16 protein-coding genes and 1 tRNA gene are annotated in these 24,668 nt (G+C 66.9%); 7 read left to right on the forward strand and 10 right to left on the reverse strand.

Annotation, left to right across the window (positions count from 1 at the left end):
* Window positions 1-47: 47 nt before the first annotated feature.
* Window positions 48-1,202 (reverse strand): trans-sulfuration enzyme family protein, encoded by a 1,155-nt coding sequence (locus MLE64_RS11540; protein WP_243317872.1) that lies wholly within the window; start codon window positions 1,200-1,202, stop codon window positions 48-50.
* A gap of 69 nt (window positions 1,203-1,271) precedes the next feature.
* Here MLE64_RS11540 and MLE64_RS11545 point away from each other — a divergent pair, with 69 nt between their 5' ends.
* A complete protein-coding gene (locus MLE64_RS11545; RefSeq protein ID WP_243317873.1) occupies window positions 1,272-1,658 on the forward strand; it encodes a hypothetical protein in 387 nt (128 codons plus the stop codon).
* 41 nt (window positions 1,659-1,699) lie between these two features.
* Here MLE64_RS11545 and MLE64_RS11550 read toward each other — a convergent pair whose 3' ends face one another.
* From MLE64_RS11550 to MLE64_RS11585, 8 genes are all read right to left on the reverse strand, one after another.
* Window positions 1,700-3,103 (reverse strand): serine/threonine-protein kinase, encoded by a 1,404-nt coding sequence (locus tag MLE64_RS11550; protein WP_243317874.1) that lies wholly within the window; start codon window positions 3,101-3,103, stop codon window positions 1,700-1,702.
* Between the two features lie 43 nt (window positions 3,104-3,146).
* Window positions 3,147-5,165 carry an NAD-dependent DNA ligase LigA gene (ligA, locus tag MLE64_RS11555; RefSeq protein ID WP_243317875.1) on the reverse strand — a complete coding sequence of 673 codons (2,019 nt, stop codon included), beginning with the start codon at window positions 5,163-5,165 and terminating at the stop codon, window positions 3,147-3,149.
* Window positions 5,165-6,250, reverse strand: coding sequence for a rod shape-determining protein RodA (rodA, locus tag MLE64_RS11560; RefSeq protein ID WP_243317876.1), 1,086 nt, complete (start codon window positions 6,248-6,250; stop codon window positions 5,165-5,167). The genes ligA and rodA overlap by 1 nt, the downstream gene beginning before the upstream one ends.
* The gene (gene mrdA, locus MLE64_RS11565; protein WP_243317877.1) at window positions 6,247-8,133 is read right to left on the reverse strand and encodes a penicillin-binding protein 2; all 1,887 of its coding nucleotides are present in this window, start codon (window positions 8,131-8,133) and stop codon (window positions 6,247-6,249) included. The genes rodA and mrdA overlap by 4 nt, the downstream gene beginning before the upstream one ends.
* Complete coding sequence (locus MLE64_RS11570; protein WP_243317878.1) at window positions 8,133-8,621, reverse strand: hypothetical protein; 489 nt, start codon at window positions 8,619-8,621, stop codon at window positions 8,133-8,135. The genes mrdA and MLE64_RS11570 overlap by 1 nt, the downstream gene beginning before the upstream one ends.
* A complete protein-coding gene (mreC, locus tag MLE64_RS11575; RefSeq protein WP_243317879.1) occupies window positions 8,618-9,505 on the reverse strand; it encodes a rod shape-determining protein MreC in 888 nt (295 codons plus the stop codon). The genes MLE64_RS11570 and mreC overlap by 4 nt, the downstream gene beginning before the upstream one ends.
* 19 nt (window positions 9,506-9,524) lie before the next feature.
* Window positions 9,525-10,568 (reverse strand): rod shape-determining protein, encoded by a 1,044-nt coding sequence (gene mreB / locus MLE64_RS11580; RefSeq protein ID WP_338028450.1) that lies wholly within the window; start codon window positions 10,566-10,568, stop codon window positions 9,525-9,527.
* Window positions 10,569-10,851: 283 nt separating this feature from the next.
* Window positions 10,852-11,145 carry a glutaredoxin family protein gene (locus tag MLE64_RS11585; protein ID WP_243317880.1) on the reverse strand — a complete coding sequence of 98 codons (294 nt, stop codon included), beginning with the start codon at window positions 11,143-11,145 and terminating at the stop codon, window positions 10,852-10,854.
* A gap of 55 nt (window positions 11,146-11,200) precedes the next feature.
* Between MLE64_RS11585 and MLE64_RS11590 the strand changes: the two genes are divergently transcribed.
* Entirely contained in the window at window positions 11,201-11,812 is a 612-nt protein-coding gene (locus tag MLE64_RS11590; RefSeq protein WP_243317881.1) for a hypothetical protein, read from the forward strand.
* 241 nt (window positions 11,813-12,053) lie between these two features.
* Here MLE64_RS11590 and MLE64_RS11595 read toward each other — a convergent pair.
* Window positions 12,054-12,129 (reverse strand) — tRNA-Phe (locus tag MLE64_RS11595).
* 105 nt (window positions 12,130-12,234) lie between these two features.
* Between MLE64_RS11595 and MLE64_RS11600 the strand changes: the two genes are divergently transcribed.
* The 5 genes from MLE64_RS11600 (at window position 12,235) to MLE64_RS11620 (ending at window position 24,349) form a co-directional block, all read left to right on the forward strand.
* A complete protein-coding gene (locus MLE64_RS11600) occupies window positions 12,235-12,915 on the forward strand; it encodes a YfgM family protein (protein WP_243317882.1) in 681 nt (226 codons plus the stop codon).
* Window positions 12,916-12,940: 25 nt separating this feature from the next.
* The gene (locus tag MLE64_RS11605) at window positions 12,941-14,245 is read left to right on the forward strand and encodes a thymidine phosphorylase (RefSeq protein WP_243317883.1); all 1,305 of its coding nucleotides are present in this window, start codon (window positions 12,941-12,943) and stop codon (window positions 14,243-14,245) included.
* A gap of 243 nt (window positions 14,246-14,488) precedes the next feature.
* Window positions 14,489-17,464: a TonB-dependent receptor gene (locus tag MLE64_RS11610; RefSeq protein ID WP_243317884.1), complete on the forward strand. Its 2,976-nt coding sequence runs from the start codon at window positions 14,489-14,491 to the stop codon at window positions 17,462-17,464.
* Between the two features lie 420 nt (window positions 17,465-17,884).
* A complete protein-coding gene (locus tag MLE64_RS11615; RefSeq protein ID WP_243317885.1) occupies window positions 17,885-20,833 on the forward strand; it encodes a TonB-dependent receptor in 2,949 nt (982 codons plus the stop codon).
* Window positions 20,834-21,154: 321 nt separating this feature from the next.
* Entirely contained in the window at window positions 21,155-24,349 is a 3,195-nt protein-coding gene (locus MLE64_RS11620; RefSeq protein WP_243317886.1) for a TonB-dependent receptor, read from the forward strand.
* Window positions 24,350-24,668: the final 319 nt, after the last annotated feature.

Genomic DNA, 24,668 nt, shown 5'->3' on the forward strand with positions numbered 1-24,668 from the left:
TCCGCGTTCTCTGCGGTGAATCAACCGCCCGGATGGGTCGGCGCGATTCAGACCTTCAGGATCTGTTCCAGGTCCTCGATGAGGTCCTGCACGTCTTCCACGCCCACGCTGAGGCGCAGGAGGTTGTCGTTGATGCCGAGGCGCTGGCGGTCCGCCTCGGGCACGCTGCCGTGGGTCATGCTGGCCGGGTGGCAGACGAGGCTCTCCACGCCGCCCAGGCTCTCGGCCAGGGAGAACACCTTGAAGCTGGAGGCCATGCGCCGCGTGCGCTCCGCGTCGCCCGTGTCGAAGCTGACGATGCCCGAGAAGCCCTTCATCTGCTGCTTGGCGAGGGCGTGCTGGGGGTGGGATTCCAGTCCGGGGTAGTAGACGGCCTTCAGGTCCTTGCGGGCCTCCAGCCAGCGGGCGATCTGGAGGGCGCTCTGGTTGTGGCGCTCCATGCGCAGGTGCAGCGTCTTGGTGCCCCGGAGGATGAGCCAGGACTCCATGGGCGAGAGGATGCCCCCGGCGGCCTTCTGGTGGAAGCGCAGGCCCTCGGCGATGTCGTCGCGGCTGGTGATGGCGATGCCGCCGATGGTGTCGCTGTGGCCGTTCAGGTACTTGGTGGTGGAGTGGAAGACCAGGTCGGCCCCCAGCTCCAGGGGCCGCTGGTTGTAGGGCGTGGCGAAGGTGTTGTCCACGGCCAGCACGGCCATGCAGCCGGCTTCCGTCATCACGCGGCGCGCGCCGGGGATGTCCGTGAGGCCCAGCATGGGGTTGGTGGGCGTCTCCAGCATCACCAGCTTCGTGTTGGGACGCAGCGCCGCCTTGAAGGCCGCCAGGTCGCCGGTGTCCACCTGGGTGTAGGTGAGGCCGAAGCGGGTCATCACCTTGTCCAGCAGGCGGAAGGTGCCGCCGTAGACGTTGTCGCCCAGCACCACGTGGTCGCCGCTGGAGAGCTGCTCGAAGATGGCCTGCACCGCCGCCATGCCCGAACCGAAGGCCATGCCGTGGGCGCCGCCCTCGAGGGCCGCCAGGTTCGCCTCCAGGGCGTCGCGGGTGGGGTTGCGCACGCGGGCGTAGTCGAAGCCCTTGTTCTGGCCCAGGCCCTCCTGCACGTAAGTGCTGGTGAAGAAGACCGGCGTCATGATGGCGCCGCTGGTGGGATCCGGGCTCTGGCCGGCGTGGATGCAGCGGGTGTCGAAACGGCCTTGGGGATTCATGGGACCATCCTTCCTGGTCCACCAGTGTGAAGGTGAGCGTCCATGAGGAAAAGCATCGCTTTGGTTTCTATGCTGGCGATCCTCCTGGCTTGTCGATCCGACAAGCCCGAGGACCGGATCCGGAAGGCCTTCGAATCCTGCCGCGCCGCCCTGGAGGACGGGGACGCGGCGGCGGCCGTGGGGCCCCTGGACGCGGCCTTTCGCGGACCCGAAGGCATGGACAAGGGCGGCGCCCGGCTGTTCCTCCTGGGCCTCCTGAGGCAGGACAAGGTGGGGGTGACCGTGCTGCGCAACGACCTCACCGTTCGGGGGAACGAGGCCTTCCAGGAGGTGGACCTCCTCATCACGGGCCGCCAAGGCGGCCTCCTGCCCCGGGACGCCACGCGCCGCTCCTTCGGCCTGCGCTGGCGGAAGGCCGGCGACGACTGGCGGATCCTGGAGATCCAGGAGCGCTAGGGACGTCAGGAGCGCTAGGAACGTCAAGAACGCTGGGAGCGCTAATCCCCCAGGTAGGCCATGAACTCCTGATGCAGCTCCAGGGGGAGGTGGCAGGTGGCGGCCTCCTCATCCACGAGCTGGGCGCAGCGGGGGACCGCCTTCAGGAGCGGGGCCGGGATGCCGCCATCCCGGGCGTGGCGCAGGCTCTGCATCATCGCCTCCCCCCAGCCCAGGCGATAGAGCGTGACCAGCAGCATCGCGTGGGCCTTCGCGTTGCCCGGGTCGATGGCGAGGGCCTGGAGCAGTTGGCGCCGCGTGGTTTCCAGGACGTCCTTCCGGACTTCCGCCTGGCCCGCGGGACGCTTCTCGCGTGGAACCTCCTCCTCGTGGTCCGGAGCCGGCGCGGTCCCTCCGGCCCCGGCGGCCCGCCGGGGCCCCGAAGCCGGGGACGGGAGCCTCGCGGAGGGCGTGTCCCGGGGGCGCCCAGGGCTGGCGGGTGAGGCGGCGGCGGAGGCGGGGAGCTCCCTCGGCGCCGTGGCCTCCTGGGCTTTCACGGGCCGAGGCCCGGGAGCCGCTGGGAACGGGGCCGGAGCCACTCGGGGAGGCAGGGGACCGGCGTGGAGGTATTCCGGGCTCCAGCGCCAGTTCGGATCCTTGGCGGCTCTCAGGGCCGCCGCCAGGGCCTCGGCGCTCTGGAACCGGTGCGCCGGGTCCTTGGCCAAGGCGCCGCTCAGGAGGTTCTGGACGTCGCGGCTGATGCCGTGGGAGGCCGTGGGCAGCAGCGGGGGCGGAGGCTCGTGCAGCAGGCGGTAGATCACGGCGCCGGGATTGGGCCCGTCGAAGGGCGGGATGCCCGTCAGCGTCTCGTAGAGGACCACCCCCACGGCGAACAGGTCGCTGCGGGCGTCCGGGCGGCCACCCTGGAGGTACTCCGGGGCCATGTAGGTGACGGTGCCGAAGACGATGCCCTCATCCGTGGTGTCGGTGTTGAAGATCTTGGCCACCCCGAAATCCAGGACCTTGGCCTGGAGGGCCTTCCCGTCCCACACCACCCGGATGTTGGACGGCTTGATGTCCCGGTGCAGCACCTGGTGCTGGTGGGCCACCGCCAGGCCATCGCATACCTGGGCCAGCACCTCGAGGGTGTCCCGCGGCGAGAGGGTGCCCGCCCGGATGAGCGTGGCCAGGTCCTCGCCCTTCACCAGCTCCATGGCGAGGTAGAGCACCCCCTGCTCCTCCCCCATCTCATGGATGGTCACAATGTTCGGATGGTTCAGCGCCCCGGCGGCCCGGGCCTCCCGGGCGAACCGCTCGCGCGCCTCGGGCCCCGCGGCCGCCGAGGCCTGGATGACCTTGATGGCCACCTCCCGGCCGATGATGGGATCGCGGCCCACGTAGACATCGCCCATGCTTCCTTGAGCCAGCAGGCGGAGGATGTCGAACTTGCCGAGGCGCGTGAGCACGGAGCTTTCCAGGTGCAGGCCTAGATCATGGGATGGGGCCGGATCACCCGTCCAGGGCTTTGTCGGCCCCCTGCCCCAGCAGCCAGCCCTCGTCCCGCACGGGAATGCCCAGGGCCTCGGCCTTGGCCAGCTTGGAGCCGGCCTTCTCCCCGGCCACCAGCACCGTGGTCTTGGCGCTGACGCTGCCCGTGACCTTCGCGCCCAGGCGCTTCAGCAGCGCCTCGGCCTCCTCCCGGGAGAGCGTGGGCAGGGTGCCGGTGACCACGGCCACCTCTCCTGCGAGGGGCAGGCCGCTCCGGTCGCGGGCCTCCGGCGGGGCGGGATGGATGCCCAGGGCGGACAGCCGCGCGGGCAGGTCCGGATGCAGGGCAGCGAAGGCGCGTAGGGCGGCGGCCACCTTGGGGCCCACCTCCTCAACGGCCTGGAGGCGCGCCTCCTCGGCCCCCCACAGCGCCTCCAGCGAGTGATAGGCCTCGGCCAGCAGCTCCGCGGTGCGGGCGCCCACCATGGGAATGCCCAGGGCGTGGAGCCACCGGGACAGGGGCTTCGTGCGGACCGCCGCCAGGGCGTCCATGAGGTTCTGGGCGGATTTCTCCGCCATGCGCTCCAGGTTCGAGAGGTAGGCCAGGCCCTGCATGGGCTCGCCCAGCAGGGTGAAGATCTCCCAGGGCTGCTCGAAGCGGCCCGAGGTTACCAGTTGTTCCACCAGGGCCTCGCCCAGCCCCTCGATGTCCAGGGCGGCGCGCCCGCCGAAGTGGAGCATCCGGGCCACCAGCTTGGCGGGGCACTCGGGGTTGAGGCAGCGGATGGCCACCTCCGCGTCGTCGGCCTTTCCTACCTCGCCGCCGCACACGGGGCAGACGGAAGGGATCTCCGGCGCAGGCAGGTCGCGGTCCTCCTCGCCGGGCACCAGGGCCACCACCTTGGGGATGACCTCCCCGCCCTTCTCGATGAACACATGGTGGCCCACGCGCAGGCCCAGGCGGGCCAGCTCGTCGGCGTTGTGGAGCGTGGCCCGGCGCACGGTGGAGCCCGCCACCTCCACGGCCTCCAGCTCGGCGACAGGGGTGAGCTTGCCCGTGCGGCCCACCTGCCAGGTAATGCCCAGCACCGTGGTGGTCACCTGCGTGGCGGGGTACTTGAAGGCGATGGCCCAGCGCGGTACGCGATCTGTGGCCCCCAGCCGCTGCTGGAGATCCACATCGAGCACCTTGATCACCACCCCATCCGTGTCGAACGGCAGCTTCAGGCGGGCCTCGGCCTGGGTGGAGATGAAGGCCAGCATGGCCTCCAGGTCCCCGGTGGCGTGGGCGGGCATGACCCCGAAGCCCCAGGCTCCGAGGTGGACCATGGACCGGGCGTGGTCTTCCGCCGGGCCGCCATCCCATAGCGCCTGCCAAGGCAGGAAGGACAGCCCGCGACCGGCCACTTCCCGGCTGTCCAGCAGCTTCATGGTGCCGCTGGCGGCGTTGCGGGGGTTGGCGAAGCGGGCCTCGCCCCGGGCGTCCCGCTGGCGGTTCAGCTCCTCCCAGCGTTTGCGCGACAGGAACACCTCGCCGCGTACGGTGAGCGTGTCCGGAGCGTCCTCGGGCAGCCGCATGGGGATGTCGGCGATGGTCCGCGCGTTCTCCGTCACCAGCTCGCCGGTCTCGCCATCGCCGCGGGTGAGGGCCTCCACCAGCTCGCGGCGCTCGTAGCGCAGGGAGAGCGACAGACCATCCACCTTCAGTTCCGCGGCGTAGCGGGGCTCGGCCTCCGGGGCGAGCCTCCGCCACTTGGCCTCCCACTCCCGCAGCTCCGCCTCGGAATACGCATTGTCCAGGCTCAGCATGGGCACGGCGTGGCGGCGCTTCTGGAAGGCGTCGATGGGCGGCGCCCCCACGCGCAGGGTGGGGCTGTTGGGATCGGCCAGCTCCGGGTGGGCCGCCTCCAGGCCGCGCAGCTCCCGCTCCAGGGCGTCGTACTCCGCGTCGGAGACGGTGGGCTGATCCAGCACGTAGTACCGGTGGCGGTGCAGGCGCACCTGGTCGGCCAGCTGCTTCATGCGGGTCCGGAGATCCATCACTTCACCTTCGACCGGTACAGGATGCCCATGATGAGCCCCAGGGCGAGGAAGAAGCTGAGAGTGCTGCTGCCCCCAGCGCTGAAGAAGGGCAATACCATGCCCTTGTTCGGCAGGGCCCCCGCCACCATGCCCACGTTCACCAGCAGGTGCAGGGCGAAGATGCCCGCCGCCCCGGCGCAGAAGTAGGCCTCGGCCGTGGTGTGGGCCGCCTTGGCGGCGTCGAGGATCCGGCTGAGCAGGAGGCCGAAGAGGCCCAGGGCCAGCAGCACGCCGAGGAAGCCCCGCTCCTCCGCCCACACGCTGAAGGCGAAGTCCGTGGTCTTCACGGGGAGGAAGTTCAGCTGGGTCTGGGATCCGCTGGTGAAGCCCTTCCCGATGAGGCCGCCCGCGCCGATGGCGATGCGGCTCTGGTTCACCTGGTAGCCCTTGCCCTGGAGGTCGCTGGAGGGATCCAGGAAGATCATCACCCGCTGCTTCTGGTAGGGCTTGAGGGCGAACTTCCAGGCGCCGAAGCCGCCCACAGTGACGAGCAGGAGCAGCGCCACCACCCATCGCGCCCGGAGGCCCTTCATCAGGGGGATGATCAGTAGGATGGGCAGGAAGCTCAAGGCCATGCCGAGGTCGGGCTGGCGCTGGACGAGCAGCATGGGGAAGGCCACGAGACCCACGGCCCCCAGCACCTCCCAGCGTCCGACGTTGCCGGCGGGTCGGGTTCCCAGGCGCTGGGACACGTAGAGCAGGGTCACCCACTTCATGAGCTCCGAGGGCTGGAAGGTCTGGCCGGCCACCACGAACCAGCGGGTGGCCCCGCCGATCTTTTTGCCCACCACCAGCACCGCCATCAGGGCCGCGAGGCCCAGCAGGTAGGCGGGGAAGCTGTAGCGGAGGACGCGGCGGGGATTCGTGTTCGCCAGCAGGAGCATCAGCGCCAGCCCCATGAGGTTCCAGACGGTCTGCTTGAGCCAGATGGTGGCCTGGGGGGTGTTCCGGCCCGCGGAATAGAGGGTCAGCGTGCCCAGGGCCATGAGGGCGAGGATGACCCACAGCAGCCGGGAATCCAGGGCGCGGACGCGATCCTTCATTCCGCCGCCTCCGCCGGAGGCGCGAAGGGATCCACCATGCGGCCCCTGGGCGGCGGAATGGGGTTCTTCACGCGGTCCACGAACCAGTACTTCACGAGCTTGGCCGCGATGGGCGCGGCGGCGGTGGAGCCGAAGCCCGCGTTCTCCACCACCACGGCGAAGGCGATCTGCGGCTTGTCGTGGGGCGCGTAGCCCGCGAAGAGGGCATGGTCCTTCAGGTGCTTGGCCTGGCGGGCGTAGTGGCTCTTGTCCACGAAGGTGGCCACCTGGGCCGTGCCGGTCTTGCCGACGAAGGGGGCTTCCCGCGCCATCTCCCGGATGAAGGGGTTGGCCGCGGCCGTTCCGCTTTGGACCACCTCGTACAGGCCCTCGTCCAGCACCGCCCATAGCTTCGGATCGAGGGGCGTCTCCTTGGTACCCGGAGGGGGCGCGGGCTCCAGCTGATTGGTCTGGTCGCTGCGGAAGCCGTAGAACAGGTGGGGCGTGAGCACCTTCCCCCGCGTGGCCAGCGTGGCGTAGAACCGCGCCAGGCCGATGGGCGTGACGCCCACGGCCCCCTGGCCGATGCCCACGCTGATGGTCTCGCCCGCGTACCACTTGGGATCCTTGGGCACGGCCTTGCGCTTCCAGGCCCGGCTGGGGATGCGGGTGCGCTTCTCCCGGGGCAGGTCGATGCCCGTGCGCTCGGTCAGGCCGTACTTCTCGGCCGTGGCGTAGATGTCGTCCACATCCAGCCGGGAGGCCACCTCGTAGAAGTAGACGTCGCAGCTCTGGGCGATGGCCTGCACCAGGTTCAGGCCCCCGTGGCCCGTGGGCTTGTCGCAGCGGAAGTCGCGGCCGTAGAAGTTCTTCTTCCCGGCGCAGTAGATGACGGTCTGGGGGGTGATGACGCCCTTCTCCAGGCCCGCCAGAGCCACCAGCAGCTTGAAGGTGGAGCCCGGCGCGTAGATGCCCTGGATGGCCCGATTGATCATGGGGCGCGCGGGGTTGTTCAGGTAGCGGTCCACCATCTCCTGGCTGAGGCGGTTGAGGAAGAGGTTCGGATCGTACGAGGGGCTGGAGTACATGGCCAGGATGCCGCCGTCGCGGAGGTCGAGCACCACGGCCGCGCCGGCCTCCTCGCCGTAGGCGTCCTGCATGACCTTCTGGAGACCCGCGTCCAGGGTGAGGTAGAGGCTGCGGCCCGCGATGGCGTCGGTCTGGCCGAAGTGGGCGACTTCCGTGCCGAGCTGGTCCACGAGGATGCGCCGCTGGCCGTCCACCCCCTTGAGCTTGTCGTTGCCGCTGGCCTCGAAGCCCTCCTTGCCGATGGTCTCGCCCAGCCGGAAGACATCGGGATTGGCCTTCATCATCGGCTCGTCCACCTCGCCCACATAGCCCAGCACGTGACCCGCCAGCTCGTCGCCGAGATACACGCGCCGCGGCGCCACGTCCACACTGAGGAAGGGGAAGCGGGCCCGAACCCGCTCCGCCTGGGCGATGCCCGCATCGTCCAGGTTCTCCTTCAGCACCAGGGGGCGGCCCTTCCCGGCCAGGCGGTAGCTCTGGATCTTCCGCATCAGCCCCGCCGGATCCAGCTCCAGGGCCTGGGCCAGGCTCTGCACCACCTCCGCACGCGCGGGGAGATCCTCCCGCTGGATGACGAGATGCAGCGCGCGGCGGTTGTCCACGAGTCGGTAGCCGTTGCGGTCCAGCACCAGGCCCCGCGGCGCGGCGATGGGGCGGATCTTCACGGCCTGCTGCATGGCCAGCTGCTTGAACTCACCGTGCCGGACGATCTGGAGCCACGCGTAGATCAGCACCAGCAGGGCCACCAGGCTCCAGGCCAGGCCCTTGAACACCCCGAGGCGGCGGTGGAGGAGGGGGCGCTGCCGGGGATCCATCAGCCCAGCCGGGGAGAAGGCCCGGAGTACAGCAGGCGCCAGGTCGCCCAGCCCCAGAGGGGCAGGCTGAGCAGGGCCCAGAACCACCCGGGACCCCAGGCGTGCGGGCCCGCGGCCAGGCGGACGGCCGCGTGGACCAGCAGGGTGTGCGCGACGACCAGGCACGCCAGCCGCGCCAGCCAGCCCTTCAGGCCCTCCAGCGGCCAGCGGCCCGCCATCCAACCGGCCGCCAGGGTCAGGGTCATGTCCGCCCAGGCCGTCCCGCCCAGGTGCGGATAGAGCCGCAGGGACCCCTCGAAGGCCCAGCCGGCGGCCGCGGCCCAGAGCACGCCCGTCAGCGGAGAGCCCGCCCGGGGCGCTAGGGCCAGCACCAGCAGGACATGCACCACGGCCTGGAGCCGCGGGAAGGGGGCGCAGAGGAACACCAGGCCCAGGGCGGCCGCGCACAGGAGGTTCTGCCGCATGGCGGAGGGAGCCGGGATCCTCATGGCGTCCCCCGCTTGCGCTGCGGCTTCTGTTCCGGCGCCACGAAGGGCGGCTGCACTTCCAGCGGCGGCTGGGCGGGCAGCAGCAGCACCGTGGAAATCCGGTCCAGGGGCGCCGACAGGTTCACCTGCACCTTCAGCTCCAGGTCGCCGGGCGCCACCTCGGCCACGTAGCCCACCAGGAGGCCCCGGGGGAACACGCGGTCCAGGCCCGACGTGAGAACGGCTTCGCCCACCTGCACCACCTCCTGGTTGCTGATGTAGCGGATCAGGGCGCGCCCGGAGCCCAGGCCCTGGAGCACCCCGGTCGCACGACTGCGCATGAGCATGACGGCCACGGAGGCGTTCGGCGCGTCCGCCGGCAGGATCTTCGACTGGGTGGGCCCCACGGACCAGAGGCGGCCCACGATGCCTTCGGGCACCAGCACGCCCTGGTCGGGCACCAGCCCGAGATCCTGGCCACGGTCGAGAATGAGGCCTCCGAAGGCGGCAGGCCGCGTGCTGAAGATCACCCGCGCACCCTTCAGATCCAGGGGAACCTGCCGCTTCAGCCCCAGGAGCCGCACGGCTTCGTCCGCTTCCATCAGCCGGGGCGCTTCCTGCGCCGACTGGGTCCGCAGCTGCGCGAGTTCGGCGCGCAATCGTTCGTTCTCGACCTGGGTCTCCGCGAAGCTGCGGGCCGACACTCGCCGGGCCGCCCGCCACAGCGCCCACCGGGACGCCAGGCCCTGGCCGGGCTTCGAGAGGACATCGGCCGCGCGCGCCCAGTGCCGGCCGGGACGGGGGCCGAGCAGGACCCAGGTTCCGTGGCCCAGCCACAGGAGGAGGACGAGCAGGCGCTGCCAGCCCGCGCGACTCCATCCCCACTTGGCTGCGCGGAGGGCCATCTGTCGAACCTCCCGCCAGCTAGTCGAGGATCTGGATGCGGCGCAGGAGCGGGATGTTCTCCAGCAGGAGCGCGGTTCCCCGCACCACGGCGGTCTGGGGATCCTCGGCGCGGAAGACCGGCAGGTGGGTCTCCTTGCGCAGCCGCTCGTCCAGGCCCTGGATCAGCGAGCCGCCGCCCGTGAGGCAGATGCCGCGGTCGATGAGGTCCGCCGCCAGCTGGGGCGGGGTCTCGTTGAGGGCCTTGCGGACCAGGTCGATGATGGCGTTGATGGGCTCGGCCAGCGCCTCGCGGATCTCCGCGTCGTTGAGCGTCAGGGTCTTGGGCAGGCCCTCGAACTGGTCCCGGCCGCTCACCTCCATGGTCCGCGTCAACTCCGAGGGGAAGGCCGAACCCAGCGTCCACTTCACTTCCTCGGCCGAGGCCTCGGAGATGAGCACGTTGTATTTCTCGCGGATGTACTTGATCACCGCCTCGTCCATCTCGTCGCCGGCGATGAGGATGGAATCCGAGAACACCTTGCCGTTGTAGCTGATGACGGCCACGTCCGTGGTGCCGCCGCCGATGTCCACGATCATGCAGCCGCGCTTCTCGTTGATGGCCAGGCCCGCGCCGATGGCGGCCACCATGGTCTGGTCCACGATGAAGACCTCGCCGGCCTTGGCGTCGTAGCAGACCTGCTTCACGGCCCGGCGGGCCACCTGGTGGGCCCGGGGCGGCACGCTCACCACGATGCGGGTGCGGGCGATGCCACGGTTGGGCCGGGCCTTGGAGATGAACTGGGCCAGCATCTTCTCGGCGGCATCCACCTCGAAGATCATGCCGTCCTTCATGGGTCGGATGGTCCGGACGCCCTGGGGGGCGCGGCCCAGCAGCTGCTTGGCCTCGTCGCCCACGGCCTCCACGTCATGGGTGACCGTGTTCACGGCCACGATGGAGGGTTCGTAGATGACGATGCGGCCCGCCTGCTTCGTATGGATCAGGGTCGACGCCGTGCCAAGGTCGATGGCGAGGTCCGAATTGAAGATGTTGGACCAGAACTGGCTGGAAAAAATGCTGGCCACTGGCGGCTCCCGGAGAACCTCCTAGAGTGCCACGAACCACCCCCCCCAGGCCAGGGAACAGAGCAGCCCTTGCCCGGATGGATCCAGGCAGGCCCGCGGCATGGCGCTACTTCCCCGCCGCCAACAGCTCCGCCACCAGCAGATCCCCGTCCAGCCGCTGAGGCAATTCCTTGTGATAGCCCCGGACCCGCGAACCGGATGCGGGTCGCGAGCGGACAGGCTCCACTGCCTGTCCCGAGCGGGGCTCCGCACCGGTGAGCATCAAGCGCGTGTCCGGGGCGGCTTACTTCCCCGCCGCCAGCAGCTCCGTCACCAGCAGATCCCCGTCCAGCCGCTGAGGCAGCTCCTTGTGGTAGCCCCGGACCCAGCGCTCCCCGTTCACCAGCACGAACGGGATGGCCCGTTTCCCGGTTTCCGTCTCGAGTTTTTCTGCCGCACCTGGGACGGTCTCGATGTCCACCTTCCGGTGGGCCACACCCTGGCCCGTCAGCCAGGTCTCCAGGCGACGACAATCCGGGCACCATGTGGCGCTGTAGACCGCCAGATCTAGGCCCTTCAGGTCATCAATTCGGCTCATGCGATCCTCCCGGACCTGTCATTCTGGATGCTTTGATGCCTTTGTTGGGGGTTCCATGTCCAAGATGACCCATCGAGCCGGCCTGATCGCGATGCCGGCCCTTTTCCTTGCCCTCGCCCTGGGCTGCGGCAAGGCCGCCAAGCCGGATTCCAGCCGTGTCATCGCCAACATCGGCGGGAGCAAGCTCACCGAAGCCGAGTTCCAGGACATCGTGAAGAGCCTGTCCCCGGATCCCAAGGAGGCCCAGGCCTTCCTGACGGACGCTGCCGCCCGCAACGACCGGGCCCAGCTCGCCCAGCGCATCGCCATGTCGCGGGCCATCACCACCTATGCGGCGCAGACCGGGCTCGATCAGGATCCCTCCGTGAAGCGCCAGCTGGAGCAGCAGCAGGCCAACGTCTACTTCCAGGCCCTGATGAAGAAGCGCATGGCGGGCATGAACCCCACCGACGAGCAGCTCCAGGCCTTCTACAAGGAGCGCGTCGAAGCTCTCAAGGCCCAGGGCCGCGCCCAGGGCATCCCCCCCTTCGAGACCGTCAAGTCCCAGCTGCCCGAACTCTGGCGACAGCAGCACATGCAGACCCTCAGCGACCAGATCCAGAACGAGGTCAAGCAGAAGGTCCCCGTCACCCTGGCCGACGACTACCGGCCGGCGGGGGCGGAATAGGAACCTTTCGCGCGTTCACGAACCAAGGCCCCCGGTTTGGGGGCCTTGGTTTTGGTGCCTGGAGACGGAATCCTCCGGGGCCGCGCTCGCGCGCGTCCCCTCCGCCGCACGCAGTCTAGGGGCGCCTCTGGCCTCCAGACGCTGCGCGTCCTTCGGCCTCCGAAACGCGCCCCAAGACTGCTGTGACTTCGATTCCGTCTCGCCAGAAATCTAAGGCCCCCATTCGGGGGCCTTAGATTTCTGGTGCCTGGAGACGGAATCGAACCGCCGACACATGGATTTTCAATCCATTGCTCTACCAACTGAGCTACCCAGGCAGGAAGAGCCAGCATATCAGGCAGCGGCGCATTTTCAAGTGCCGGAACCGAGGGGATTGGTGCATCCTCAATGGTTTGAGTGCTGCTCCATCTGAGAGGTCCGCCATGGCCCGTCCCACCAAAAACCGCGAGATCCAGGTCCAGAAGCCGGCGCAGAGCCTGGCCCACTTCCAGACCAAGCTGGGCAAGAGCGAGGACGAGGACGGTGCGCTCCTGAAGCCCATCCTCATCGGCATCGGGGCCCTGGTGCTGGCGGGGCTCATCTACGGCGGCTGGAGCGCCTATCAGACCCAGGCCGTGGAAAAGCACGAGGCCGCCCTTTCGGCTCTGGAGATGGAGGTCGAGGGTGATGGCGTGACGCCCGTCCCCCCTGCCGAGGTGGAGAAGCGCATGCGGGAGCGCCTGGGTCGCCTGGAGGCCCTGGTGAACCAGGCGCCTTCGTCGCGGAAGGCCGCCACCGCCGGATTGCTTAGCAGCTGGCGCCTGGCCCTGGACGGGAAGGAACAGGCCCCGGCCAAGGCCGAGGACCCCTGGGGCAAGATCCGCCTCGCCCAGCGGGCCCTGGCCCTGGGGCAGGCCGATGCCGCGCGGGCCCAGCTGGACGGCCTGCGGGCCAAGGCCACCCCCGGCGAGCCCTGGGCCGAGGCCTTCTGGGCCAGCCAGATGGATGCCGACCGCCTGGCCGGTGATCGCGCCCAGGCCATGAAGGACCTGGCCGAATACAAGGCCCGCTTCAAGGGCCGCAGCGACGCCGGGGCCTTCGAGAGCCTGGTCCAGAGCATCTGAGGGCCTTCAGCCGAGGAGTCATCCCATGCGGATGTACGACCTGATCTACACCAAGAAGCTGGGCGGCGCCCTGTCGCCTGAGCAGATCGCCTTCTGGGTGAAGGGCGCGGCCGACGGCAGCGTTCCTGACGAGCAGAGCGCCTCGCTGCTGATGGCCATCTGCTGGCGCGGCATGACCACCGAGGAGACCCTGGCCCTCACCCTGGCCATGCGCGACTCCGGCAAGCGCATGGACCTCTCCGCCGTGCCTGGCACCAAGGTCGACAAGCACAGCACCGGCGGCGTGGGCGACAAGACCACCCTCATCCTCGGACCCATCGTGGCGGCCTGCGGCGTGCCCTGTCCCATGTTCAGCGGGCGCGGCCTGGGCCATACCGGCGGCACCGTGGACAAGTTCGCCGCCATCCCCGGCCTCAAGGTGGAACTCACGGACGCGGAGTTCGTCCGCAGCCTGAAGGAGACCCGTTTCGCCAACTCCGCGCCCACGGGAAACATCGCCCCCGCGGACAAGAAGCTCTACGCCCTGCGCGACACCACCGCCACCGTCGAGAGCATCCCCCTCATCACCGCCAGCATCATGTCCAAGAAGCTGGCGGGCGGGGCTGACGCCCTGGTGCTGGACGTGAAGTGCGGGCCCACGGCCTTCATGAAGACCCTGGAGGACGCCCGCACTCTCGCCCAGAGCATGGTGGACGTGGGTACCGCCCACGGCATGCAGATCCGCGCCCTCATCACCCGCATGGACGCCCCCCTGGGCTGGGCCATCGGCAACGCCCTGGAGGTCATGGAGTCCGTGGAGATCCTGCGCGGCGAGCACGGCGATTCCGAGCTGGCCCAGATGAGCTTCCGCCTGGCCGCGGAGATGCTGATCATGGGCGGCGCCGCCAAGGCGCTGCCGGAGGCCCGGGCCCTGGTCGAGGCCAGCATCCAGGACGGCTCCGCCCTGGAGACCCTGCGGCGCTTCGTGGCCCTCAACGGCGGGGATGCGAAGGCCCTGGACGACTTCAGCCGCCTGCCCCAGGCCGGCCAGACCGTGGACATCCGGGCCGACCGGGCCGGCTACGTGGCCGCCATCGATGGCCGCGCCCTGGGCCTCCTCGCCATGGAGCTGGGTGCCGGGCGGAAGGATCAGAAGGATGTGCTGGATCTCGGCGTGGGGATCCGGGTTCGCGTCACCGTCGGCCAACGGATCGAACCGGGGGACGTGGTCTTCACGGCCCATGCCAAGGCCGGCTACTCGCTGAAGCCGGACGCCTACCTGGCCACCCTGGAACTCGCGGCAGCGCGGCCCGCGGAAGCCCCCTGGCTGCTGGACAGCATCGGCTGTTGAGTCTCAATAAGCCGCAGAAGTGCGCCCTTGCCGACAAGGGTTCCCAGAAATGTATAAAAAAAGACGATTGACTTGGGTCCTGCCGTTATAATGCGACCAAACAAGAATCGATCTTTTCCACGATGAAGTCCCAGACGTCAAGCCTGGGGGCCCGAGCGGGCCCTTGATCGACGACGTCTGGCGGAGGACCCGCGTTCACCCTCGGGACCTGCGATGCATGGCCCCGATTTCCATGGAGGCTGTATGCATGGACGTTTCTCCCACTTCGGCCGTCTGACGGCCCTCCTCGCCCTCGGCGGGGTGATCCTGTGCGCGCAGGACGCCACGACGGGCGCCATCTCGGGGACGGTGACGGCCCCGAACGGGGCCCCGGTCGCCGGCGCGAAGGTCGTCCTTGATGGCGGCCGCGGACAGGTTGTCCGCGTGACCGACGCCAATGGCGCCTTCAAGGCGTCCGCCTTGATTCCCGGCCAGTACCACCTCACGGTGACGGCGGCCGGCTACGAGACGGCGACGAAGCTCATCGCCACCGCCTCCATCAACACCCTGACGCCCGTCCGGGTCACCATGACCCGGGCAGCCGGCGCCGTGGTCGAGGTGATCGCCACCACCCAGGCCCTGGACACCACCACGGTGACCAGCGGCACGTCCTTCAGCACGGACGAGTTCAGCACCATGCCCCTGGGCCGTTCCTTCACCGCCATTGCCTCCATGGCTCCCGGCGTGGTGGATGGTGGCGGCACGGGCGCCAACAACCCCTCGATCTCCGGTGGTTCCGGCCTCGAGAACCAGTACGTGATCGACGGCGCCAACACCACCAACACCGGTTTCGGTGGCAGCGGCTCCTTCTCCATCATCTATGGCTCCCTCGGCACGGGCATCAACTCGGACTTCATCCAGGAAGTCCAGGTCAAGAGCTTCGCCATGGAGGCCGAGTACGGCCAGAGCACGGGCGGCATCATCAACGCCGTCACCAAATCGGGATCCAACTCATTCCAGGGCAGCGTGTTCGCCTTCCTGGACATCGATGGGCTCCAGGCCGCGGACCGGCAGGTCTACCGCACGGATGGCACGGAGCAACCCACCTGGAAGTCGTACGACCGCCTGGAGCTTGGGTTCTTCGTCTCGGGCCCCATCATTAAGGACAAGCTCTTCTACTTCGTTGGTTACAACCCTGTTTCGGAATCCCAGAAGCGGGTCGCGCCGTATCACATCGTCACGGCTGCCTCGGCCACCGCCACCACTCCCGAGGGCATCTATCCGTGGCCGAGGAGCGGCCAGACCCTTGAGAACAAGAACAAGACCGACTCCTACTACGGCAAGCTGCAGTGGGTGGTGGCCACCGATCAGATCCTGGAATTCAGTGCGTTCGGCGATCCCGGCAAGCGGGATCTGGGTCCCCAGCTCTTCTCTTCCTTCCGGGGCACCGAAGGCAAGGACACCGAATTGAAGTTCGGCAGCCAGACCCTGACGTTGAAGTACAACGCCACCTTCGCCAATGAGTACTTCCTGGAGGCCCGCGTCACCTCCAGTGAGAACACCTTCGAGACCGCGATTTCAGGCCTTGGCAACAGCGAATGGTCAGTGGTCGACACCCGGGGCGGCGCCACCATCTCCCCCAATTCGGCCGGCCTCTATGAGCAGAAGCTGAAGGGCCAAAACAAGCAGTACGACGTCAAGCTGTCCCGGACCTGGGGCAGGTTCGACTTCAAGATCGGCTACCTGCACGAGGACGTGGACTACAAGTCCAACCTGCAGCGTTCAGGCCCGCTGGGTTTCGTGGACCCGCACTCCGGGGCGGTCTTCTCCCAGGGGCTCTCCATCCAGAAGCGGTACGGGTCCATCAATGGCGGCCCCGCCGGCACGCCCTATTACCGCATCGTCCGGGGTGACATTTCGAATCCCCAGATCAAGACGGAGACGAAGTACGACGCCTATTTCCTGCAGACTGCCATCAAGCTGGACCGGTTCAATTTCAAGCTGGGCCTCCGCATGGAAGGCCAGAAGATGATCGGGCAGGATCAGACCTACAAGTTCAAGGCCAGCGACAACCTCGCACCGCGCCTCGGCGTCACCTACGACATGAGCGGCGACGGCAAGTCGAAGCTCTACGCCTTCTGGGGCCGCTACTTCGAGAAGGTCCCCAACGACATCTGCGTCCGCGCCTTCTCCAATGAGAAGGGCGTGAACCGGTCGGACTTCCTGACCCTGGCTCCCGGGTTCAATGGGCTCTCCAATCCCATCCTGACCGGCACCCCCGTGATCGATGACGGCACCACGACCGTCACCACGACCCACTACCGCACCACCGGCGACCAGACGACCCTCGTCATTCCGGGCACGAAGTCCATGTATCAGGACGAGTCGATCTTCGGCTTCGATGTCGAGCTCCCGAACGGCGTGGCCCTCAGCAACCGCTTCATCTACCGCAAGCTCGGCCGGATCCTGGAAGACATGTCCCTGGATGGCGACAGCTACTTCATCGCGAACCCCGGCGAGAACAACGGGGCCATCGCCGCCCTCACGGGATTCACCGGTACCGCCACCTTCCCTTCCCCGACGCGCAACTACTACGCGTTCGAATTCGAGATGAGGAAGAATACGGTCAAATACAACGCCTTCATGAACCTGCGCCTCTCCAAGCTGGAAGGCAACTACGAGGGCCTGTTCCGCAACGACAACGGGCAGTCCGACCCCAACATCTCGAGCCTCTATGACCTCCCCGTGGAACTCCTGGCGGATCCCGCCCGCGGCCTCACGGGCATGGAGCAGTTCCTGATCGGCGCCCTGCCCTCGGATCGCACCCTCGTGGTCAATTCCGGCGGCAGCTACAACTTCGACATGGGGCTGACCGTGGGCTTCACTGCCCGCTACCTGACCGGCACCCCCATCACCTCGTACCTGGCCCACCCCGTGTATGAGAACGCGGGCGAAATTCCGGTCTATGGCCGTGGCGTGGAGGGGCGCCTGCCTTCCCGCTTCCTCCTGGACCTGGCCGGCCAGTACAGCATCAAGCTGGGCGGATCCAAGCGCCTGGTCTTCATCGCGAACATGTTCAACGTCTTCAACCAGCAGAAGGTCACCGCGCTGGACACCAACGTGGATCTGGGCATCAACACCGTCAATCCGAACTACATGCGACCCACCGGCGTAGTGGGCGGAACCCCCGCCTACGATGCCGGACGCCGGGTCCGCCTTGGCGTGAAGTTCAGCTTCTGAACCCAGCCATCACATCCCTGAAACGGGCCCCTTCGGGGGCCCGTCTTACGTACGGCAAACCCGGTCAAACCTGCAGGCTCAACTTGAACTACTTGGTCTTCTAAGCGGTCCAGAGAAAATACCGTCACTCCCACTCAGGCGACCTTTTGACATTGCGATAACCTCGCAACTCGAGGCATACCTTCAAAGCTAAAGTGAGATGCCGATTCCGCCGAATCGGTTCCCAACTTTGTGGCCGGATTAACAAAAATTAATATCCATCGCAATACAATGGCCGCATCATCGTGCTCTGATCTTTCTCCCCTTTAATGCCTTCTGCCATCCCCGATGCCTGGGCAATTCCCCGGGCGCCCTCGGAGATCGCGGATGTTTTTTCAACGCAGAGCCGCCCTGTCCGGCTCTGGTCTTCCGGAGGATGCAATGCATCTCTTGAACAACCGCCTGGGCCGTCTCACGGCCCTCATCGCCCTGGGCGGGGCAGCGCTGTACTCGCAGGGCACCCAGACTGCGAACGTCACCGGCACGGTGGTCGACGCCGCTGGCGCCCCCGTGGCTGGCGTCACCGTCCGCCTCACCTCTCCCGCGCTCCAGGGCGTCCGCACCTACGTCACGGATGCGACGGGCAAGTTCATCGCCCGCCTGCTGCCTCCCGGCCTCTACACCATCCAGTACACCAAGGACGGCCTCGAGACCCGGAAGATCACCGAGCAGCTCGGCATCGACCAGACCTTCAGCCCCAAGGTCACCCTGAGCAAGGCCGGTGGCGCCGTGGTCGAAGTGGTCGCCGCCGCTCCCGCCGTGGACAAGACTGACGTCAAGACCGCCAGCAACTACCGCAACGACACCGTCGATCTCCTGCCCAACGCCCGCACGATGGAAGGCGTCGCCCTCCTCACCCCCGGCGTCACGGCTGGCGTGGGCGGTCGCGTGCAGATCCGCGGCGCCATGACCTCCGGCAACCTCTACCTGCTGGACGGCCAGAACATCGCCGACAACGCCTACAACAACCGCGGCGTCCGCACCATCGATGACTCCATCGAAGAGACCCAGGTCATCACCGGCGCCATGTCCGCCGAGTACGGCGACGTGGACGGCGGCGTCATCAACTCCATCACCCGCTCGGGCGGCAACGAGTTCTCCGGCTCCCTCCGCTGGGAACTGAGCAATGCCGCGTGGAACGCCACGGCCCCCCTGCAGGACCGCAACAAGATCAACAACGTGCTCAACGAAGAGAAGACCCTCTTCCTGAGCGGCCCCATCCTCAAGGACCGCCTGTGGTTCGCCGCCTCCTTCTTCAAGACGGACCAGGCCACCGCTGGCGCCATCACCTACAACCAGAAGGATGTCTACGGCCTCTGGCCCGCCGGCACCAACCTGAACGGTCCCGAAGGCCTGAACGCCGGCTACACCGCGACCTCCAAGGAAATCCGCAGGCAGGCGAAGCTGACCTGGTCCGTCAACCAGGACCACACGGTCATCGCGTCGTTCATGAACTCCAGCACCAACCAGATCAACCGCAACTACTCCGCGGCTGAACTGCGCTCCCTGGTGCCCCAGATCAACACCAGCGAGTTCTGGAAGCTGTCCTGGCGCGCTGCCTGGGCCACCAACTTCACCACGGAACTGAACGTCGGCAACAAGAAGCAGAACCTCTCCGCCGGCGGCTCGCCCAACGGCGAGAGCCCCTTCTACACCTACGGCATCGGCGGCTACAGCAACAACGGCATCTTCAACAGCGCCGACGGCGGTGACGAGCGCGACAACCGCACCTACAACGTCAAGGCCAGTCTCTTCTGGGATGCCGCCGGCAGCCACCAGACCGATTTCGGCATCGACTACTACGAGGGCAAGCGCCAGGCCAAGAACGAGCAGACGCCCACCGGCTTCATCTTCGGCGTCTATGGCCTGAACCTGGCCACCCGCCAGGCCTACGGCGCTGACGTCTGGACCTACCAGAGCGGTTCCGGCTCCGCCAAGAACTACTCCTACGGCCTCTACGTCAACGACAAGTGGAGCCTCAACCAGCACTGGAACTTCCAGCTCGGCCTGCGCTTCGACAAGTACAAGGCCAAGAACGAGGGCGGCACCGAGACCGCCGGCGCCGACGGCCTGTCCCCGCGCCTGGGCCTGAAGTACGACCTCTTCGGCGACAGCAAGCACATCTTCGGTGTGAGCTACGCCCGCTACAACGCCAAGGTGCTGGAGGGCATCACCAACTCCGTCACCAGCCAGGGCAACCCCACCGAGATCGACTACGCCTACATCGGGCCCTTCCAGCCCATGAGCCTGACGGCCCTGCAGAACCTGGCCCTCTACGACATCGGCGGCACCCCCACCTACTACAACGACCCCAAGCTGAACGTCCGCCTGAGCAACGACCTCAAGGCCCCCACCGTGGATGAAGTGCAGGGCAGCTACGCCTACTCCTTCAACTACGGCCCCATGGGCGACGGCTACGTCAAGGTCACCGGCGTCTACAAGAAGTGGAAGAACCTCATCGACTACAGCGTTGGCAACCTGGGCACCGTGTCCGATCCCACGGGCAACCCCATCTACATCCGCGTGTGGAACAACAACCCGGATGCCCAGCGCAAGTACAAGGGCCTGGAACTCGAGGGCAGCTACAACCGCAACGAGTGGAGCTTCCTGGGCAACATCACCTGGAGCGAGCTGAAGGGCAACTACGAGGGCGAGAGCACCAACTCCCCCGGCCGCGGCGAGGGTCTGAACAACTTCAACGTCCAGGATGGCGTGGCCCTCTACGACCGCAACTGGACCACCCCCGAGGGCTACCTCTTCGGCCACGTGCCCATCCGCATGCGCGTCACCGGCAACCGCACCTACCTGAACTCGTTCGGCAAGACCTCCCTCGGCCTGGTCTACCGCTTTGATTCCGGTTCCCACTACAGCAACACCCGCAACATCACCCCGCGGGCCCTGGGTGGCACGAGCACGGTTGCGGATCCGAACTACGATCCCACCCGCGCGATCACTGACACCAACAACCCGTACCTGACGAACCTCAGCAGCCAGTTCGGCACCACCGCCACCCAGTACATGGACCAGCAGCGTGGCGCCGGCGTCTACAACGCCGCCTCCTACCTGGACCTGGCCATCACCCACGACTTCCCCCTGTTCAAGGTGGCGGGCAAGGACGTGACGGCCTTCGGCAAGCTGATCATCGGCAACGTGTTCAACCACCAGCAGCTCGTCACCTTCAACACGGCCTGGAATTCCGCTCCCCAGGCCGTGCGCGGCGGCAGCGTGAATTCCCCCTGGGTGGCCGCCGCTGGCTTCGGTCAGCCCAGCAGCTACCTCAGCTACGGCACGGCCCGTACGATCACCGCATCCGCCGGCTTCCGCTTCTAATCGGGAACGCCGCTTCAGGAAAGAGGCCCGCAAGGGCCTCTTTCCTTATGTACTAAGGAAAACCTGTCGAAAGGTCTAGATCAGAATACATCGCGTAACGATGTCTGTATTCCAAGACTCAGGGTCAAATTTATTTGTAAAGTTCTTGGAACCTGACCTATCCTTTCGACACTCGTCCCCGCTCTTTGGCAGTCCCCCGAATTCGGAACCGCCCCCGCCGCAGACCCTGCGGCGGACTTGTTTACCTCCATTCGACCTGGGGTTCCCCCGCTTTTTACCTGCACCATGCGGCATTGCCGCCTTCCCCCCAAAGGAGTTTCTATGAATCGTGTCTTAACCCGGCTGGGCTTCACAGCCGCCGCCATCGTCGCCGGGAGCGGCATCGTCGCGCACGCGCAGACGGCCACCACCGGCGCCGTCAGCGGCGCGGTGACGGATGGCAAGGGCGCCCCGATCGCTGGTGCGACGGTCCGCCTGACCTCCGCCCAGACCACCCGCCAGGCGGTGACGGGCGCCGACGGCTCCTTCCGCCTCGGCCTCCTGAACCCCGGCGCCTGGACCATCGAAGTCACCAAGTCCGGCCTCCAGAAGTTCACCCAGAACCTCACCGTCCTGGTGAACCAGACCCAGCCCGTCAACATCAAGATGGCCTCCGAGGCGGCCACCGTGGTCGAGGTGCTCGGCACCACCGCCACCGTGGACACCACCACCACCCAGACGGGTCTGGTGACCTCCATGGACAACCTGTCCGCCATCCCCAAGGGCCGCGACATGAGCACCGTCGCCCTGCTGGCTCCCGGCGTGGTCGCCGGCGGCACGTTCGGAACCGGCCTCAACCAGCACAACGACCCCTCCATCGGCGGCGGTTCGGGCGCTGAGAACAGCTACGTCGTGGACGGCCTCTCCACCACCAACACGGCCCGCGGCTTCCAGGGCGCCCAGCTGGTGACCGACTTCATCGACCAGGTGGAAGTCCAGACCGGCGGCTTCAAGCCCGAGTTCAGCGCCCTTGGCGGCGTGATCAACGCCATCACCAAGTCCGGCACCAACGCCTTCAAGGGTTCCGCCTGGGCCACCTGGGACGCCATCGGCATCCAGGCCGTCCCCAAGAGGAACGACTACTTCAAGCAGGATCCCCCCACCAGCCGCTATGACCTCGGCGGCGAGGTGAGCGGTCCCATCATCAAGGACAAGCTCTTCTTCTTCATCGGCGTGGACGGCAGCAAGACCGAGTCCCCCCAGAGCAACAACCTGCCCAATCGCAGCGGCCTCCGCAACGGCGACGAGACGGTCGACGCCTACCAGGTCATCGGCAAGATCAACTGGTACCTGACCCAGGACCAGCAGCTCACCTTCTCGGCCAACGTGAACAGCACGAAGGACGATTTCCCCAACCAGTACCCCGGCACCCTGGGCAACGCGCAGCTCGGCTACAACGCCAAGCTCGACGTCCAGAACTTCGTGCTGAACTACGACTGGAACATCAGCCCCAGCCTGTTCCTCAGCGCCAAGCTGGGCACCACCCAGTACAAGACCACCAACAATCCCACGGACACCACGACTGTCCGTGTGACTGACTACCTCTGGGAAGAGACTGGCCCCGGCTCCACCAATGGCGATCCCAATGCCGGCAGCGGTCTCGCCTATGCCCACGGCGGCGCGGGCTACTACGTGGGCGAGGACAAGACTCAGACCACCCAGGCCCGCGTGGACCTGAGCTGGTTCCTGGGCAACCACAACATGAAGTTCGGCCTGTCCCAGCTCACCTCCAAGTACACGGAGATCGCCGCCACCTCCGGTGGGGAGCGCGTCCAGATCAACGTGACGTCCTCGCCCACCCAGACGCAGATCATCCGGCAGTTCCTCCACACCAACGCCACCGTGAAGGCCATCATCAACGCCTTCTACGCGCAGGACACGTGGGATGTGGGCGCCGGCGTCAAGCTGATGTATGGCTTCCGCTTCGAGACCCAGGATCAGCGGGACTTCCACGACAAGTCCTTCATGAAGTTCGACAACTTCAAGGACTACGTGCAGCCTCGCCTGGGCTTCACCTGGGACGTGAACCAGGACGGCAAGACCAAGGTCAGCGGCAACTACGCCAAGTACTTCGAGCAGATCCCCCAGCGCATGGCCATCCGCGTCTACGCGAACGAGACCTACCTGCGCTACAACTACCGCCCCACCAACTCCACTTACAACACCGCCACCGGCGCCTACACCTACGGGGCCACGCCGAACTCCATCACCGACTACGGCACGCCCTTCAGCTACGACCCCATCGCCGAAGGGACCAAGCTCCCCGAGCGCAATGAGTACATCCTGGGCGTGGACCACACCTTCGCCAGCGGCTGGACCGCGGGCGTCCACGCCAAGTACCGCGAGCTGAAGAACCCCATGGAAGACATGGTGTTCACGGATTCGTACGGCAACCCCTACGATGAGGGTCCGGCCATCTCCACCACCGCCTCCGGCACTCCCCGCTACGGCGCGGGCGCGGCCGTCATCGGCAACCCCGGCGCCTTCCAGCAGTGGCGTCCGAATGCCAAGAGCATGACCAACGTGATCCTGGCGGGCGGGCCCGGCAGCTCCACGTACTTCGGCTATCCCTACCCCTACAACAGCTACGGCATCAACATCCTGGACTACTACAACCCGGCCACGGGTCTCTTCACCGTCCAGAACACCGGGTATGAGAAGGCCGGGAACCGCTACCAGAGCGTGGACTTCACCCTGGACAAGAAGACTGACCGCGACACCTTCAGCTTCAGCTACACCTGGAGCCGCCTGGAAGGCAACTACGAGGGCGTGGTGTCCAGCTCCAACGGCCAGGCGGACGGCAACATCACCGCCAGCTTCGACTACTTCCCCTATGTGGGCTGGGGCCTGCTGCCCAACGACCGCACCCACGTGGTCAAGCTCTTCGCCAGCCACCGCTTCGACTTCTTCGGCGGCGACCTGAACGTGGGCGTCAACTGGACCTACCAGAGCGGCACCCCCAACAGCGCCTGGGATGACGGCTCCCTGACCCACGGCAGGGCCCCGGGCTACGACACCGCCCACCTGGGTTACCTCGATTACGACAACAACACCACCCTGAGCGGCAACCCCATCGTCGTCTCCTCCGAGGCCGCCTACAACAATGTCAACAACTGGGCCACTGGCGCTGGTTATGGCATCGGCACCCAGTGGATCGGCCCCATGTCCGACACCTACAAGTTCCTGGACATCGGCTTCTACGGCGACGCCGTGGCCACCCGCGGAGTCCAGGGCGACGCCGGCCGTACGCCCGCCATCAACAACGTGGACCTGCACCTCGACTGGGCCTACAAGATCGGCAAGAAGTACAAGCTGGTCCCCAGCGTGGACGTGTTCAACCTGTTCAACACCCGCTACGCCACCGGCCAGCTCCAGCAGGCCACCGACCAGGGCGGCGCTCCGGATCCCCGCTACGGCGCTGCCAACAGCTGGCAGGTCGGCCGCCGCTATCGGTTCGGCGTGAAGTTCCAGTTCTAATCGGAACCCACGACCGCAATGAAAACGGGCCCTTCGGGGCCCGTTTTCATTGGACATCCATCCATTATTGATGATGAATCAATCGTCTATTCTTTAACCAAGATGGCTTCAATCTCCTTCTATTTCCCAGGCTTCCAGTCGATCAACCCATTAATATCGCGTTGCGATGTAGCGCATCAAAAGGTTAAGAAAAACAGGAAAGGATCCGAGAACTTGTCCTATCCTTATCGCACTCTCCGCTCTTTCGACATCGACGTCCCGTTACTCCCCGGGCCCGTCGCCCCACCTCCATGAATCCTGGATGGAGGTCGGCCGCGGT

The sequence above is a fragment of the Geothrix paludis genome (assembly GCF_022808815.1).
Lineage (GTDB): Bacteria > Acidobacteriota > Holophagae > Holophagales > Holophagaceae > Geothrix > Geothrix paludis.

Coding starts and splice junctions, on each gene's coding strand:
- MLE64_RS11540 (WP_243317872.1), bottom strand. CDS start 1,202: ATGAATCCCCAAGGCCGTTTCGACACCCGCTGCATCCACGCCGGCCAG.
- MLE64_RS11545 (WP_243317873.1), top strand. CDS start 1,272: ATGCTGGCGATCCTCCTGGCTTGTCGATCCGACAAGCCCGAGGACCGG.
- ligA (WP_243317875.1), bottom strand. CDS start 5,165: ATGGATCTCCGGACCCGCATGAAGCAGCTGGCCGACCAGGTGCGCCTG.
- rodA (WP_243317876.1), bottom strand. CDS start 6,250: ATGAAGGATCGCGTCCGCGCCCTGGATTCCCGGCTGCTGTGGGTCATC.
- mrdA (WP_243317877.1), bottom strand. CDS start 8,133: ATGGATCCCCGGCAGCGCCCCCTCCTCCACCGCCGCCTCGGGGTGTTC.
- MLE64_RS11570 (WP_243317878.1), bottom strand. CDS start 8,621: ATGAGGATCCCGGCTCCCTCCGCCATGCGGCAGAACCTCCTGTGCGCG.
- mreC (WP_243317879.1), bottom strand. CDS start 9,505: ATGGCCCTCCGCGCAGCCAAGTGGGGATGGAGTCGCGCGGGCTGGCAG.
- MLE64_RS11585 (WP_243317880.1), bottom strand. CDS start 11,145: ATGAGCCGAATTGATGACCTGAAGGGCCTAGATCTGGCGGTCTACAGC.
- MLE64_RS11590 (WP_243317881.1), top strand. CDS start 11,201: ATGTCCAAGATGACCCATCGAGCCGGCCTGATCGCGATGCCGGCCCTT.
- MLE64_RS11600 (WP_243317882.1), top strand. CDS start 12,235: ATGGCCCGTCCCACCAAAAACCGCGAGATCCAGGTCCAGAAGCCGGCG.
- MLE64_RS11605 (WP_243317883.1), top strand. CDS start 12,941: ATGCGGATGTACGACCTGATCTACACCAAGAAGCTGGGCGGCGCCCTG.
- MLE64_RS11610 (WP_243317884.1), top strand. CDS start 14,489: ATGCATGGACGTTTCTCCCACTTCGGCCGTCTGACGGCCCTCCTCGCC.
- MLE64_RS11615 (WP_243317885.1), top strand. CDS start 17,885: ATGCATCTCTTGAACAACCGCCTGGGCCGTCTCACGGCCCTCATCGCC.
- MLE64_RS11620 (WP_243317886.1), top strand. CDS start 21,155: ATGAATCGTGTCTTAACCCGGCTGGGCTTCACAGCCGCCGCCATCGTC.